Raw genomic sequence first — 14795 nt, 5'->3', positions numbered from 1 at the left:
CGGCGGGCCTATCCACCCGTATAGGGATGCCGTCGCGTCCCGGCGGTTGTGTCGCTTGACCGGGCGGGCTAGGGTCCGCCGGGTTGAAGCACCGGGGATGGACGCATGCAACTTCGTGACCGAGTCACTGCCTCACTCAAGCAGGCGATGAAGGACCGCGACACCGAAAAACTCAGTACCTTGCGGCTGATCAACGCCGCCATCAAGGACCGCGACATCTCGGCCCGGGGCGAGGGGCGCGAGGATGGCGTGGACGAGGCCGAGGTGCTGGCGATCCTCGGCAAAATGGTCAAGCAGCGTCAGGAAAGCGCCCGTGCCTATGAAGAGGGCGGCCGGATCGATCTGGCCGAGCAGGAGCGGACCGAGATCGGCTATATCGAGGAATTCCTGCCGCGTCAGCTGAGCGACGAGGAAGTCGCGAAAGCCGTGGATGCGGCGATCGCCGAGACCGGCGCCAGTTCGATCCGAGACATGGGCAAGGTCATGGGCGCGCTGAAGGCCAGGTATACCGGCCAGATGGATTTCGGCGCGGCGGGACCGATGGTGAAGGCCAGGCTGGGCTGACGCCGGCCGCCACTGTGGCGGGCGCTGCCCGCGCGCGCCGGGACACTGCAAGAGACATTCCCATCAGGTCTTGAACGGTTCCGGCCTGAGGCGAGGGCCTGCACGGGTGGTCCGACAGCGCGCTTTCGGTCGACGCGCCGGGTCCTATCGCAAGTCCGACAGGCGCGAGGCCAGTTCGCCATAGAGCGCCTTGCGTTCGTCCTCGGACAGAAAGGCGCCGATCTCCACTTCGCGGCCGTTGCCGTTCAGCGTGACGTAATGCGGCACGGGACCGCCCCGTTCATGCTTGGTGATGCGGATCCAGTGGCTGTTGCAGCTCCATTCCTGGACGGTCTTGTCGGGATTGGTCCGGGTCAGCACGATCTCCGGGGCGGCCAGCGTCAGGACCTCGAGAATGTCGGCGTCGCGGTAGCTGCGCTCAAGCCCCCACCACAGCGCGGCGAGAGCGGCCATCGCGAAGGGCAGCAGGCCCCAGAGCGCGACGGTGCCGACCATCGCCGTCAGCGGAATCGTGACCAGCGTGAAGAAGAGCAGGATGACCACGGCGAACCCGCGGCGCGGCAGCGACCTGTGCGGGCGCAGTTCAAGGCGGTCCGGGCTGGTCCAGCGGTAGGTCATGAGCGTCCGTGCCAATGAAAAAGGCCGGGGGTCTTCACCCCCGGCCTCTTGTCTTTCCGGTTCCGGCCGGGATCAGTGGGCGTGGCCCTTGTCCCATTCCTCCTGCTTGGGGAGGATTTCGAACGTATGCTCGGGCGGCGGAGAGGGCAGGGTCCACTCCAGCGTGTCGGCATATTCGTTCCAGTAGTTTTTCTCGGTCACCTTCGCCCCGCGGAAGAAGGCGTGGAACACGATGCCGAAGAACAGCACGAAGGAGGCGAAGGACAGGAACGCGCCCATGGACGACCACCAGTTCCAGAAGGCGAAGGCCTCGGGATAGTCGATATAGCGGCGCGGCATGCCCTGGCGGCCCAGGAAGTGCTGCGGGAAGAAGGTCACGTTCGCGCCGATGAACATCATCCAGAAGTGGATCTTGCCCCAGAACTCGGAATACTGCCGGCCGGTCATCTTGCCGAACCAGAAGTAGATGCCGGCGAAGATGCCGAAGACCGCGCCGAGCGACATCACGTAGTGGAAGTGGGCCACGACGTAGTAGGTGTCGTGATAGGCCCGGTCGATCGGCGCCTGGCTCAGCACGATGCCGGTCACGCCGCCCACGGTGAAGAGGAACAGGAAGCCGAAGGCCCAGAGCATCGGCGTCTTGAACTCGATCGAGCCGCCCCACATCGTGGCGATCCAGCTGAACACCTTCACCCCCGTCGGCACCGCGATGACCATGGTCGCCAGCATGAAATAGCTCTGCTGCGTCAGGGACATGCCGACGGTGTACATGTGGTGCGCCCAGACCACGAAGCCAAGCGCGCCGATCGCGATGATGGCAAGCACCATCGGCAGGTAGCCGAAGATCGGCTTGCGCGAGAAGGTGGCGATCACGTGGCTGATGATGCCGAAGGCGGGCAGGATGATGATGTAGACCTCGGGATGGCCGAAGAACCACAGGATGTGCTGGTAGAGGATCGGGTCGCCGCCGCCCGAGGGATCGAAGAAGGTCGTCCCGAAGTTGCGGTCGGTCAGCAGCATGGTGATCGCACCCGCGAGCACGGGCAGGGCGAGCAGGATGAGCCATGCGGTGACGAAGATCGACCACGAGAACAGCGGCACCTTGAAGAGCGTCATGCCCGGGGCGCGCATGTTCAGGAAGGTGGTGATCATGTTGATCGCGCCCAGGATCGACGAGGCGCCCGAGACGTGGACCGCGAAGATCGCCAGATCCATGGAGGATCCTCCCTCGCTCGTCGAGAGCGGCGGATACAGCACCCAGCCCACGCCCGAACCGAGCTGCCCGTTGCCGCCGGGGGCCAGCAGGGAGGCCACGCCGAGCGAGACGCCGGTGACATACATCCAGAAGGACAGGTTGTTCATCCGCGGGAACGCCATGTCCGGCGCGCCGATCTGCAGCGGCATGAAGTAGTTGCCGAAGCCGCCGAAGAGCGCCGGGATCACCACGAAGAACATCATCAGGACGCCGTGATAGGTGATCATCACGTTCCACAGATGGCCGTTCGGCGTGCATTCCGCCGCGGAGGGCAGGAAGCGCGCGCCCTCGAGGCACATGTACTGAACCCCGGGGTTCATGAGTTCCATGCGCATGTAGACGGTGAAGAGGACCGAGATCAGACCCGCCACCGCCGAAACGACGAGGTAGAGTATCCCGATATCCTTGTGGTTCGTGGACATGAACCAGCGGGTGAAGAACCCGCGATTGTCGTCATGTCCGTGGCCCTGAACGGCTGCGTCAGCCATGTCTTGCCTCCTGCTGGTCAAACTGGACGCGATCCCGAAGGTGCGTGAAATTATTCCGGTTCTAGAATGAAGCTCGGGGGCGGGCAATGGCCGGTATTGACGCAGATCAAATAATTTTGTCGCACCCCGTGCGTGCCCTCGGCCCGCGCCGCGGCCCGCCCGCCGCCGTGGTGCCGTCCGAGGAACCGGAGAGCCGCAAAGCGCCGGAAATCCGCAAAAACGGTCTGGACAAGGTGCCGGGCTGCGCATAGAACGCCGCAACCCGAAGGCGGGTCGTCCCGCCCTTCACCCATGCCCGGGTAGCTCAGGGGTAGAGCAGTGGATTGAAAATCCTCGTGTCGGTGGTTCGATTCCGCCCCCGGGCACCAACAAAATCATAGGGTTAGCAGGTGCGAGGGTGAGCGTTGTCCCACTTTTGTCTCACCCATTTTGAGAAATCCGGCCTGCGTGGAAGCCGATGTTGATACCCCGCTTCTGAAGCTCCTGGCCAACCGATCGGTAGAGGTTGTCGCAGGTTTCTTCGACCTCCTCGAAGTAAGGAACAGTACGAACGCCCACTTTGAGGTACCGAAGGTCAATCATGTCTTCTGTGGAGGGCATGAAGGACAGTAGCTCTTCGTCCTTGCTGGTGAGGGCCAGTCCGCGCTTCTTCGCTTCTGCTGTCAGCGCTGTGATGTTGTGGCCGTAGTCCCGACTTCGGAGCTTCGCTAGCTCCATGCCGTCCGCAAGTAGGTAGGCTTTCAAAAAGAGTTCAATTGAATGCCAGTATACAAATTCGGTTGGGCTGTCGGAGTGAGTTTCTCGGTCTTCCCATTCCAGTCGGTTGAGTGCTTTGGCGGCACCCAGAAACGAGTGCGCATAATTGAAGGTGCCGATGGGAGACGCGTCGGTGAATAGCGACAATCAAATCTCCATTGTGACGTTCTTTATGCAGGAGGCAAGGATTTGCCGATGTCGAGATTTTGTCCCATTTTTGTTCTCGTACCAGCCGGAAAATGCGGGTTCGGCCATCACTTGTATAGTCACCTTGCTTCCTAAAAGTTTGGGTGCGACCCACTCCTAGGGCAGCAGCTACTTAATTCGCCGCTCACATACCTACTCTGCCACTCTTGCATGAAACTCACCAGAAATTGCATTGTACCACGACAAGAACATTTGTCGAACATCGGCTGTGATTTAGTCTCACTTTTGGACTCAAAATCTCGTTCGCTGGAGATGAAAAATTTTCTCGCAGTTGCTCAATATGTTATGAGTTGCGACACGGGAATGTTCGCCGACAAGTTTGAGCTGTTCGATACGCTGTTGACCATGCGGGTGAGGAACCTCGACGGGGCTATAGATAAGGCGCAACGCCGTAGGGGCGTCACTTTGCCCAGGTGATGTCCGTGTTTTCCCTCTGCACCGCTTTGGACCTCTTCGGCGCGGTGCTGCCCCGGCCTCGTCGAGGCCCGGCGGGCTGGGAGAGCGGGGCCAAGGTGCCGGGGTCGCTGCTCGTGGTCAACGGTTTGATCGGGATGATCGCGCTGGCGCCCCGGGGCCGATCCTGTCGCCCGCAACGAATGTCTTGTGCGACAACCCCGGTGCCGATAGCCTTGGTCCACTCGGAAGATGGGGCCTCGTTTGGCTGAACGGAAAGATACGGACACGGTCCCGAAGCAGGCAGATCGGACGCTCCGCGAGGCGGAGATCTCGAATGTGCAGAACTCCACGCTGGTCCAGTCGCGCCGCGAACAGATCTGCGATGCCGCGCTCGAGCTGTTTCTCGAAAAGGGATTCGCCTCGACCACGATCCGCGACATCTGCGCCCGGTCGGGGGTGAACCAGGCCAGCATCTACGACTATATCGCCAACAAGAACGATATCCTGAGGCGACTGCTGAACCAGCAGTGGTTCAGGACGGATGTGGTCGGGCTGCCCGATGTTCTGCGGGACAGGTCGCTTTCGCTGGAAGAGGCGTTCGCCCGGTACTATCGCGAGAACTGGCGCGCGAAACGCAAGGGGACGCTTCTGGTCTACCGCTCGGTGCCGCACATGCTCGAGGAGGACCGGCGCGCGATGCGGGCCCGCGACATCGGGCTGATTGCCGCGCTGGCCGAGGAACTGCGCCAGCGTTCGGGTCGCGAGGTCGAGGATGTGGAACTCGAGATTCTCGCCAACATGCTGGTCTTTCTCTCGGCCTTCGCACCGATGCGGGACTGGCTGAACAAGGGCGCGCCCGAGGAGACGATCGTGCGCACCGTCGCGGCCGGGGCCGCCGCCATGACCCGCAGCCTTCTTGGCGAGGCCGAGGGCGAGGGCGGCTCGCGCGGTGTCGACCACTGACCGGCAGACCGGATCGCGGACGGCCCTGGCCGGCGTCTAACGCCGCATCTGCCAGCGGGGCGGCTCATTCCCTCGTTTCAGGAACAGGCGGCGGGTGACGGGCGGGGCCGGGTTTGTCGGTTCGGTGCCTTGCCCCGCCCGGGATCACTCCGCCGGGACGCTGTTTCTCCGGCTGTCCAACCAGATGAGCGCGACGAGCGCCGCGGAAACGGCGCCGCCGATCAGCGTCGTCATCAGCCCCGGAAAGCTGAATGCAAAGCCTGCCGCAGCGAGAGGCAGCCGAAGGACCGGTCGCACCAATCCGATACCCAGCAGATACCCCTCCAACCCGCCCGAGAGCAGGATGATCCCGGCGATGATCGACGGCAGCACGTAGATCAGGGGCGTGAGATCCCCCTGGAAGACCAGCGCGGGCTGGAAGAGGAAGAAGAGCGGGACGAAGTAGATCACCACGCCGAGGCGCACCGCGGTGAACGAGGTGCGCATCGGCTTCGCCCCGGCGATGGTCGCGGCCAGAAAGGCCGCCGCGCCGACGGGGGGCGTGATCACCGACAGCATGGCGTAGTAGATGATGAAGAAATGCACGGCCACTTCGTTCAGGCCGCCGATCCGGATGATCGCCGGGGCCAAGGTCACCGCGAGGAAGATGTAGGCGACGATGGCAAGGCCGGCCATGCCCATGATGAAGCAGGCCAGCACGCCGAGCGCGATGATGAGAAAGACGTTGTCCCCGCCGAGTGCCACGAGGCCAGAGGTCACCGACCCGGTGACGCCGGTGATCGTCAGCGCGCTGACGACGAAGGCGATCGGCAGGATGATGGCCGCCGTCTGGGTGACGAGCACGCCGATCTGGCGCAGCGTGTCGTAGAGCCGCCGGGGTGTCATCATGGTGTCCTTCCGCAGGAAGGAGAGCGCGATCATCAGGCCGCAGGCGTACCACGGCGCATAGTATTCCCATCTCATGTAGAGCAGGCCCCAGACGAGGAAGACCAGCACCGACAGGAAGGGCCACCCGCGCAGCAGCACCTTGCGGGCCGACGGCAGCGTTTCGGCGGCCATGCCGGTCAGCCCCTTGCGCGCCGCATAGGCGTCGACCTGGAGCATGAGGCCGAAGTAGAAGAGCAGCGAGGGCAGGATCGCGGCGACCATCACCGTGGCGTAATCGACGCCGATGGTGATCGCCATGACGAAGGCGATCGCGCCCATGACGGGCGGCATGACCACGCCCCCGGTCGAGGCGCAGGCTTCGATGGCGCCGGCGTAGTGCGGCGGATAGCCCACCTTCTTCATTGTCGGGATGGTGATCGAGCCGGTCCCCGCGATGTTCGAGAAGATCGACCCGGAGAGCGAGCCGAAGAAGCCCGAGGCCACGATCGAGACCTTGGCCGGCCCGCCGCGATACTTGCCGAAACCCGCATTGGCGAGATCGATGAAGAACTCGCCCGCGCCGGTGGCGATCAGCACCCCCGCGAAGACCAGGAATCCCAGGATGATCTCGGCGACGATCTTGGTGGTGATGCCCATCATGCCTTCGGTGCGGAAGACATGCGCCTCGATCATCCGGTCGAAATCATAGGGGATCCCCATCAGCAGGCCGGGAAAGCGGTCCGCGATGATCGGGTAGAGACCCAGCAGCAGCACGACCAGCAGGAACGGGATGCCGCCGGAGCGCCGGGCCATCTCGAGCATCAGCAGCCAGAGCACGATCCCGGCCGGGATGTTCACCCACCCCGCCTGCACGATGTCCCACGCATGGGTGGAGAACCACAGCGAGATGCCGAGCGCCGCCGCAGCGGCGACGATGTCGTATATCGGCAAAGCGGTCTGCCCCTTGACGGCGGGCAGGGCGATGAAGGCCGCGGCGGAGAAGATGCCGATGAAGACCCAGTAGTACTGGCCTTCCAGCAGCCGGTTGCCGGCGATCGGAATGCCGAAGGCATACGCCAACCCCATGGCGAGCCCGCAGGCGCAGAGAACGACGAAAACGATGCTTCTGACGGAAAAGGCCTCGCCCAGCCGCGTGACCTCGGACTGCTGGGCGGAATCTCTGCTGGCCTGCGGCTCGGCGCCCTGCGCCGGATGATCGGGTGTGTGGGGCATGTGCTGGGCTCGAAGTCGGGATGTGGAGGGGGGCGGGGCGATCCCGGGGACCGCTCCGCCCGTGTTCGCGCGCCTCAGAGGCGGGACCGGAAGCCTTCGAGGCCTTCGGTGTGCTTGTTCAGGATGTCCAGGAATTCCTGGTTCTCGAACTGGATTTCCACGCCCTGATCACGGGCTTCCGCCATGGCCTCCTGGCGGGCCGACAGCCAGGCGTCCATCTTTTCGATCGCGGCGTCGTTCCACTGGTCATCCGCATCCGTCCACTCGCCGATCTCGCGGAGGTACTTGACGGTGCCCTCGTGGACCGGAAGCGGCGTCCGGTCCAGGTAGCCCCGGAACAGCTCGAGCGACATGCGCTTGGCCAGCGGGTGCGTGTCGGCGTAAGCGTCGTGCGATTCATGCAGCCACTTGGCCATGTTGTAGGCAAAGTCGGTGTCGGCATCCGCCGGGACGGCATAGAGGAAGTTCGAGGTCACACCGCCGACGCCCTGCGCCGTGCTCACGCCCAGGGTGATTTCCGTGGGGATCAGCATCGGGCGATGTTCGAGGTAGCCATCCCACCCCTCGGAATTGTCGGGATCGAGCGACAGCCAGCGGATGCTGCCCGGCGCGCCTTCCATTTCGGACAGAACCGAGGAGATCGGCGCGCAATAGGCGACGTCGGACTTGCCCTCGACGACGGACCGGCAGTTCTCGGCATAGCTCGAGGCGGGGACGAAGGTGATCTTCTCGGCGACTTCGTCTTCGGACATGCCGAGGAAATCCGGCAGTGCCTTGCTCACGGCCGTGACCATCGGGGGCGAGAAGACGCCCTGGGTCACGCGTGCGCCCTGCGTCTTGATGTCCTCGATGCTCTGAAGGTCGGAATCGCCGGCCACGACGTACCCCCAGGGCGTGTCGTTGTGGTGCCAGAGAATGCGCTGCGCCACCGGTTTGCTGCCAGCATAGCCGCCGATCCCCTGCGCCTGGAACCGCATCTCGGCGGCCGAGACCGAAGAGATGGCGATGTCCTTGCGGTCGGTCAGTCGGCTGTAGCGCTGCGGTTCGCTGTCCTCGGGAACGATGCGGACGGTGGTGCCGGTTTCCTGCTGCAGGACCGGCCCCCAGCCATTCGTCGATGCAAAGCTGCCGCTCGAGGTGCCGGGGGTGCCGATCACCAGCAGCCGGGGCCATTCGAAGTCCTGCGCCGCCGCCGGAGCGGCGAGGCCGAGCGAAAGGACCAGCGCGCCAAGCGCGGTGGCCGTGGTCAGTTTCAGTCTAGTCACGTTTTCCTCCCTGAAGTGTTGGTTGTGCGGGGCCGCATGGCCGGAGCCGCATATGTCCGCCGGGAGGGGCTGTCGGCGCATCGTTCCGGCGGGCCTTTTGCAGACCCGTTCCGGCAGGATGCCCGCCTCGGCAGGCGCTTGGCCGCGCCCGTCTCCTCCCTTTTCCGGTTCGCCTCCTCCTGCGAAACCTGACATTAGTCAGGCTAATCCCGATGCGGTCGCGCCGTCAACGGGACTGTTGCGCCATGCGCGAGTTTTTGGAGGTCGTTATCGCGCAACGGGTGTGGACGCGGCCTCATCCCCTGGCGATCCGGGCCCCGACCGCGGCCACGTTCCGCGCGCGCAGGCCGTCGGCCTCCGGGTCGGCGCTGGCGCTGCTGACGTTGCCCCGGGCCGCCCGCGCGGCGACGCCCTGGATGATCGCGGCATAGCGGAAACAGGCGAAGGCCATGAAAAGCGGCCAGTCGGGGATGCCGTCGCGTCCGGTCTGCTCGCAATAGCGGGACAGGATGCGGTCCTCGTCCGGCAGGCCGGCGGTGTGCAGGTCGAGGATCCGGGGCGGATCCTCGGGCAGGTGGTAGGGCAGGCAGGTATAGGCAAGATCGGCGAGCGGGTGACCGATGGTCGAGAGTTCCCAGTCCAGAACCGCGATGACACGGGGCTCGGTCGGGTGAACCACGACATTGCCGAGCCGGAAGTCGCCGTGCACGATCGCGCTCTCGTCCGCCGTGCCGCTGTTCGCCATCAGCCAGTCGCGCAGCCAGTCCATCTGGGAATAGTCGAAATCCGCCGGAAGATCGACCTTGGAGGCTTCGTACTGCTTGGACCACCGCGCGGTCTGACGCGCGAGGTACCCCTCGGCCCGGCCGAACCCCTCAAGGCCGGCGGCGCGCCAGTCCACGTTGTGGAGCGTGGCCAATGTATCCACCAGCGAATAGGCAAGGGCGGGGCGGTCCTCGCGCCGGACGGGTCCCATGGAGGGCGGCGGAATGATCCGGCCCTCGATATGCTCCATCACGAAGAATTCGGCGCCGATGACCGCGGGATCGTCGCAATAGGCGATCATCTTCGGGGTCGGCACCGCCGTCTGCGCCAGCGCCCCCATGACCCGGTATTCCCGGTCCACGGCATGGGCCCGGGGCAGGAGGTCGCCGGGCGGTTTCTTGCGAAGTACCAGCCGCCGCCCGGAGGCGAGGGTCAGCAGGAAGGTGGGATTAGACATGCCCCCCTGGAACTGCTGTATCGCGACGCCCCGGGCGGCCTCGGGCTCGGTTGTCCTCAGCCAATCGGCCAGCGCCTCGGCGTCGATGCGGTGCCGCTCCAGCGGATCGATCAGGACCGGCGCGTCGTCTTGTGCGGTGAGTGTCATGCGGGGCGTTCCGTCCGGTGTCGTGGTTGGGCGCGCAGATGCATGGTCCCTCGCGTCATCACAGGCTCTCGAACCGCGGTTCGCGCTTCTCGACGAAGCTGTTCACGCCCTCGGAGAAATCGGGGGCGCCGAAACTGGCCCGCATCTCGTCGTCGGCCTCGGCGAGAGATCGGGCAAAGGTCTGATGATAGGATTTGCGGATCTGGCGCTTCATCACGGCCATGGAGCGCGGCGAGGACCGGACGGCCATCGACCGGGCGAGGGTGTCGACATGGCCCATCAGCTCATCCCCGGGCAGGGCGGCGTTCACAAGCCCCATCCGGGCCGCTTCCGCCCCCTTGAACTTGCGCGCCGTCAGCAGGATGTCGAGCGCTTGCGCCTCGCCGATGAGGCGGGGCAGGATCCAGGCCATGCCATGTTCGGCGATCAGGCCGCGTGCGGCGAAGGCTGTGGTGAATGTCGCCGCCTCGTCTGCGAAGCGCAGGTCGGCATAGAGCGTGAGGATCAGGCCGATCCCGGCGCAGGGTCCGTTGATCGCGGCGATGACCGGTTTCGGGCAGGCGTAGAGATACCCGAACCGCCCCGGGTAGTCGTCGGCCGGATCGGGGCCCGGAGCATCCGGAAAGGCCACGTCGGTGGGGTTCAGCGCTTCCCCGCCGCTGGCAGCGCCGGCCGAGGCGATCCCCTGCAACCCGCCCATGTCGGCGCCGGCGCAGAATCCCCGGCCCGCGCCGGTCACGACGATCACGCGACAGGCGGGATCGTGCCCGGCCCTGCCGACGGCGTCTCTGAACTCGGTCGCCATCTGGCCGGTCCAGGCGTTCAGACTGTCCGGACGGTCGAGCTTGATCGTCGCGACCCCGTCCGACAGACCATAGGTCACCTGTTCGTAATCGCTCATGTTTTTCCTCCTCCCAAACCGCGCCGGTCAATGCGCGCGCGCCATCCTGACGGACGTCAGTTTCGGACGTTAGGGGGAAGTCACCCGTCGGTCAATCGCCGTCGCACGGGCAGCACATGGGAGGACCGGTGGGGACTTGACCGGCAACCGGATTTGCAAATATGTCGATACTGACAAGTGTCAGGTTCTCGCAAGGGCCACGCGAACATCATGAGGGGGCCCAGAGGGTGGAGGACGGCAAGATGGACGCGCGCGGGACGCGACGGCCTCGGCAGAGCGGGCATGTGTCCGCCGCGCGCGCCCCGGCTCCGGCCCGGGTCCTCGCCCGGATGCGTCTTGGCGCCGTGATGGGCCATCGTGCTTATGGCGGGCGTGAGGTGCCCGAGAAGAAAGGAACCCCTTGGAGATCCACCTGAGACAGATCTGCCTCGTCGGCGCCGACCTGCCCGCCATCCGTACCGATCTCGAGGCGGTTTTCGGGGCGCCGGTCTGCCATGTCGATCCGGCCGTCGCCAAGTTCGGGCTGAAGAACATCCTGTTCGCCTACGGCTCCCAGTTCCTCGAGGTGGTCTCTCCGATGCGGGAGGGCACTGCCGCGGGGCGCCATCTCGAACGCCGGGGCGGCGACGGCGGCTACATGGTCATCGGCCAGGTGCGCGACAAGGACGATCAGGCGGCCGTGCGGGTCAATGCCGCCGCCAACGGGGTGCGCGTCGCCTACGACAGCGACCGGGGCGACTGGCACCTCATGCAGCTCCATCCGAAAGACATGCGCGCAGCCTTCCTCGAGGTGGAGTGGGATGCGGTCGGCGATGTCACCGGCCACTGGAACCCGGCCGGCGGCACGGGCTGGCAGGAGGCGCCGGCCTCCCGGGTCACGCAGGGCATCCTCGCCGCCGAACTGCAGTCGGAGGATCCGGCCGCACTCGCCGCGCACTGGTCCGCCGTGTCCGGCCTGCCGGTCGAGGACCGAGGCGGGATCCCGCATGTCGCGCTCGCCAATGCGGCGCTGCGTTTCGTGCCGGCCACGGATGGACGCGGCCCGGGGCTCGGTGCCCTGGACCTGGTGACGAGCGATGCCCGACGGATCATGAACGCCGCCCGGGAGCGGGGCCTGCCCGTCGCGGGCCGGCAGGTGACGGTCTGCGGCACCCGTTTCAACCTCATCGAATGACGGCCCAGGGCCGGAGAAACCCAAGGAGATCAGAATGAGCGAAGACCCACAGAGCGACCTGAACAACCTCGCCATGTCCGAAGCGGCGCGGCCGCTGCTGGACAAGGTGATCAAGCATATCCGCGACAACTGCGACCCCGCCTACCGGGAATACGAGGCACTGAATGCCGAGAAGCCTTCGCGCTTCGAATATGCGCCCGGCCAGCTCGAGATCATCGAGGATCTCAAGGCCAAGGCGCGGGCCGCGGGGCTGTGGAACTTCTTCCTGCCCGATGCCGAGACCGGCGAGGGGCTGAAGAATCTCGATTACGCCTATATCGCCTTCGAGCTGGGCAAGAACCCGCTGGCCTCGCAGTCGATGAACTGCGCCGCCCCCGACACCGGCAACATGGAGGTGCTGGAGCGCGTCGGCACGCCGGAACAGAAGGAACAGTGGCTCAAGCCGCTGCTCGAGGGGAAGATCCGCTCGGCTTTCGCGATGACGGAACCCGATGTCGCCTCGTCGGATGCCAGGAACATCGGCACCCGTGCGGTTCTGGAGAACGGCGAATGGGTCATCAACGGCGAGAAATACTACATCTCGGGCGCCGGTGATCCGCGCTGCAAGATCATGATCGTGATGGTCAAGACCTCGCCCGACGCCGAGCCCTTCCGCCAGCAGAGCCAGATCCTCGTGCCCATCGACACGCCCGGAGTCGAGATCGTGGGCCCGATGAACGTCTTCGGCCACGACGACGCGCCGCACGGGCACATGCAGATCCGGTTCCGCGACGTCCGCGTGCCCGAGGCCAACATCCTCTGGGCCGAGGGCAAGGGGTTCGAGATCTCGCAACTCCGCCTCGGACCGGGCCGCATCCACCACTGCATGCGCTCGATCGGGGCGGCGGAAAAGGCGCTCGACCTGATGATCCACCGCGGCCTGACGCGCGAGGCCTTCGGCAAGAAGATCATCGATCTGGGCAAGAACATGGAGACGATCTCGCGCGCGCGGATCGAGATAGACGCCATGCGCCTGCTGGTGCTCAAGGCGGCCAAGGCGATGGACGTGCTGGGCAACAAGGAGGCGCGGATCTGGGTCTCCAAGGCCAAGGCGATGGTCCCCGAGAAATGCTGCAAGATCATCGACGATGCGATGCAGGTGCATGGCGCGACCGGGATCAGCCAGTGGTCGCCGCTGTCGCAGATGTACATCAAGCAGCGCACCCTGCGCTTCGCCGACGGCCCCGACGAGGTGCATCACCACGTGATCGCCCGGGCCGAACGGCAGGCCTTCGAGGCCTCGAACGAACGTCGCAACGCCGCCCGGGCGGACACCGGCACCGGCCAGGCCTTCGAGGGTCCGTGAACCGCGACAGGGCGGGCCCGGTCCGGCCCCCCATCTTCATCTTGCCGAAAATACTCCGGGGGCGCGGGGGCAGCGCCCCCGCCGGACCAGTCCGTCGCCGCCGGAGGGCTTCTCGCACAGGCTCCTGCTGCCCGCCGCCGCGCATGCCCGCCTGCACTGGCGCCAGGGGATCGACCGGTCCGGCGGGAACAGGTCCTGTACTCGTATTACCTGGGCCGTCCCGTCCGGGCGGTCGGGGGTGTCGTCCTGAAGCGGGCCGGCACGTCGCGGTGCATCCGCTGATGCTGCCGTTCGCGCTCCGGTCGTCCCGATGCGACGGGTGTATCGCGGACCCGGGCGATCGGGGGTGCGTCCTGCCGGCGGAGCGTCTAGGCTCTCCCCGAACGACAGGGAGAGGACCGCCATGCCGAGGATACCGCACAACGCCACGCTGGCCTTCGACGTCTACGGCACGCTGATCGATCCGCACGCACTGACCGGGTCTCTTCGGGATCTCGTCGGCGACCGGGCGGCGGAGGTCTCCGCGCTCTGGCGTCAGAAGCAGCTGGAGTACAGTTTCCGGCGGGGGCTCATGAAGCGCTACGTGCCATTCGCCACCGTGACCGCCGAGGCGCTCGACTATGCGCTGACGGCCGCGGGCCCGCGTGTGTCGGACGAGGCGAGGGCGGGCCTGCTGGAACGTTACCGCACGCTAGACGCCTTTGCGGACGCCCGCCCGGCGCTGGCGGCGTTGCAGGGGCGCGGGCTGGCCTGCCACGCATTTTCCAACGGCGACCCCGAGGATATCGAGAGCCTTCTGCGGTCGCAGGATCTGTGGTCGGCGATGGCCGGTGCCGTCAGCGTTCAGCCGGTCGAAAGCTTCAAGCCCGACCCGGCGGTCTACGCGCATTTCTGCGACACGACCGGCGCCGCGCCCGCCGCCTGCTGGCTCGTGTCGAGCAACCCGTTCGACGTGATCGGCGCGATGGCCAGCGGCTGGCAGGCGGTCTGGGTCCAGCGCGATCCGGCCGTGGCCTTCGACCCCTGGGGGCCGCAGCCGACCCTCACGCTCGCCTCGCTGCAGGAACTGCCCGGCTGTCTCGCCGATTGAGGGCTCGCAGTCGGTATCCCTCCGGACCCGGGCGGCTCCGTGTTCGGCGGAAACATGAGACACGGGGAAAACAGCTCCCGGACCGCTGCTCCGCTGGGCTTCGATTTTCCCGCGTGCGGGTCAGTCGCGCGGCAACCTGTGCGTTGATTCACGGCTCGAAACCGACCCGGTCGATCCTTCGTGACCGTCGCGGGGGAAGGCCGATCGCCCCTGCATGTCTGAGCCTCTTCTCTCATGATCGTCCCCGCCCGACCGAACTGTCGGGCCCGGCACGGGGCGGATCGGGATGAACTGTCGATTGACA

13 protein-coding genes and 1 tRNA gene are annotated in these 14795 nt (G+C 65.7%); 7 read left to right on the top strand and 7 right to left on the bottom strand.

Annotated features, from left to right (window positions below):
* The first annotated feature begins 105 nt into the window (after positions 1-105).
* Positions 106-564, top strand: a complete 459-nt coding sequence (locus OB2597_RS10895) for a GatB/YqeY domain-containing protein (protein WP_040609267.1) — start codon at positions 106-108, stop codon at positions 562-564.
* 144 nt (positions 565-708) lie between these two features.
* On the opposite strand, the gene OB2597_RS10890 is transcribed toward OB2597_RS10895, so the two are convergent.
* A complete protein-coding gene (locus OB2597_RS10890; protein WP_009805613.1) occupies positions 709-1182 on the bottom strand; it encodes a DUF2244 domain-containing protein in 474 nt (157 codons plus the stop codon).
* 72 nt (positions 1183-1254) lie between these two features.
* Positions 1255-2925, bottom strand: a complete 1671-nt coding sequence (gene ctaD / locus OB2597_RS10885) for a cytochrome c oxidase subunit I (RefSeq protein WP_009805612.1) — start codon at positions 2923-2925, stop codon at positions 1255-1257.
* Positions 2926-3011: 86 nt separating this feature from the next.
* Here ctaD and OB2597_RS22085 point away from each other — a divergent pair, with 86 nt between their 5' ends.
* Together OB2597_RS22085 and OB2597_RS10880 are read left to right on the top strand one after the other, a co-directional pair.
* Positions 3012-3176: a hypothetical protein gene (locus OB2597_RS22085; protein WP_154653348.1), complete on the top strand. Its 165-nt coding sequence runs from the start codon at positions 3012-3014 to the stop codon at positions 3174-3176.
* A 42-nt stretch (positions 3177-3218) separates the two neighbouring features.
* Positions 3219-3293 (top strand) — tRNA-Phe (locus tag OB2597_RS10880).
* Between the two features lie 52 nt (positions 3294-3345).
* Here the strand turns inward: OB2597_RS10880 and OB2597_RS10875 are convergent.
* Positions 3346-3828 carry a hypothetical protein gene (locus OB2597_RS10875; RefSeq protein ID WP_009805611.1) on the bottom strand — a complete coding sequence of 161 codons (483 nt, stop codon included), beginning with the start codon at positions 3826-3828 and terminating at the stop codon, positions 3346-3348.
* 717 nt (positions 3829-4545) lie between these two features.
* On the opposite strand from OB2597_RS10875, the gene OB2597_RS10870 reads away from it, so the two are divergent.
* The gene (locus tag OB2597_RS10870; protein ID WP_009805609.1) at positions 4546-5247 is read left to right on the top strand and encodes a TetR/AcrR family transcriptional regulator; all 702 of its coding nucleotides are present in this window, start codon (positions 4546-4548) and stop codon (positions 5245-5247) included.
* A gap of 144 nt (positions 5248-5391) precedes the next feature.
* Here OB2597_RS10870 and OB2597_RS10865 read toward each other — a convergent pair whose 3' ends face one another.
* The 4 genes from OB2597_RS10865 to OB2597_RS10850 all read right to left on the bottom strand — a co-directional run bounded on the left by OB2597_RS10865 (position 5392) and on the right by OB2597_RS10850 (position 10882).
* Positions 5392-7347 carry a TRAP transporter permease gene (locus OB2597_RS10865; protein WP_009805608.1) on the bottom strand — a complete coding sequence of 652 codons (1956 nt, stop codon included), beginning with the start codon at positions 7345-7347 and terminating at the stop codon, positions 5392-5394.
* 74 nt (positions 7348-7421) lie between these two features.
* A complete protein-coding gene (locus tag OB2597_RS10860; protein ID WP_040609697.1) occupies positions 7422-8612 on the bottom strand; it encodes a TAXI family TRAP transporter solute-binding subunit in 1191 nt (396 codons plus the stop codon).
* A gap of 295 nt (positions 8613-8907) precedes the next feature.
* Positions 8908-9981 carry a phosphotransferase family protein gene (locus tag OB2597_RS10855; protein WP_009805606.1) on the bottom strand — a complete coding sequence of 358 codons (1074 nt, stop codon included), beginning with the start codon at positions 9979-9981 and terminating at the stop codon, positions 8908-8910.
* A 58-nt stretch (positions 9982-10039) separates the two neighbouring features.
* A complete protein-coding gene (locus OB2597_RS10850) occupies positions 10040-10882 on the bottom strand; it encodes an enoyl-CoA hydratase (protein WP_009805605.1) in 843 nt (280 codons plus the stop codon).
* Positions 10883-11282: 400 nt separating this feature from the next.
* Between OB2597_RS10850 and OB2597_RS10845 the strand changes: the two genes are divergently transcribed.
* The 3 genes from OB2597_RS10845 (at position 11283) to OB2597_RS10835 (ending at position 14491) form a co-directional block, all read left to right on the top strand.
* Positions 11283-12056: a hypothetical protein gene (locus OB2597_RS10845; RefSeq protein ID WP_009805604.1), complete on the top strand. Its 774-nt coding sequence runs from the start codon at positions 11283-11285 to the stop codon at positions 12054-12056.
* Positions 12057-12090: 34 nt separating this feature from the next.
* Complete coding sequence (locus OB2597_RS10840) at positions 12091-13401, top strand: acyl-CoA dehydrogenase family protein (RefSeq protein ID WP_009805603.1); 1311 nt, start codon at positions 12091-12093, stop codon at positions 13399-13401.
* Between the two features lie 403 nt (positions 13402-13804).
* The gene (locus OB2597_RS10835; RefSeq protein WP_009805602.1) at positions 13805-14491 is read left to right on the top strand and encodes a haloacid dehalogenase type II; all 687 of its coding nucleotides are present in this window, start codon (positions 13805-13807) and stop codon (positions 14489-14491) included.
* Positions 14492-14795 lie beyond the last annotated feature (304 nt).

The sequence above is a fragment of the Pseudooceanicola batsensis HTCC2597 genome, from assembly GCF_000152725.1.
Lineage (GTDB): Bacteria > Pseudomonadota > Alphaproteobacteria > Rhodobacterales > Rhodobacteraceae > Pseudooceanicola > Pseudooceanicola batsensis.
Note: the sequence above shows the minus strand (reverse complement) of the source record. Positions and strands in the feature narration are given on the sequence as shown.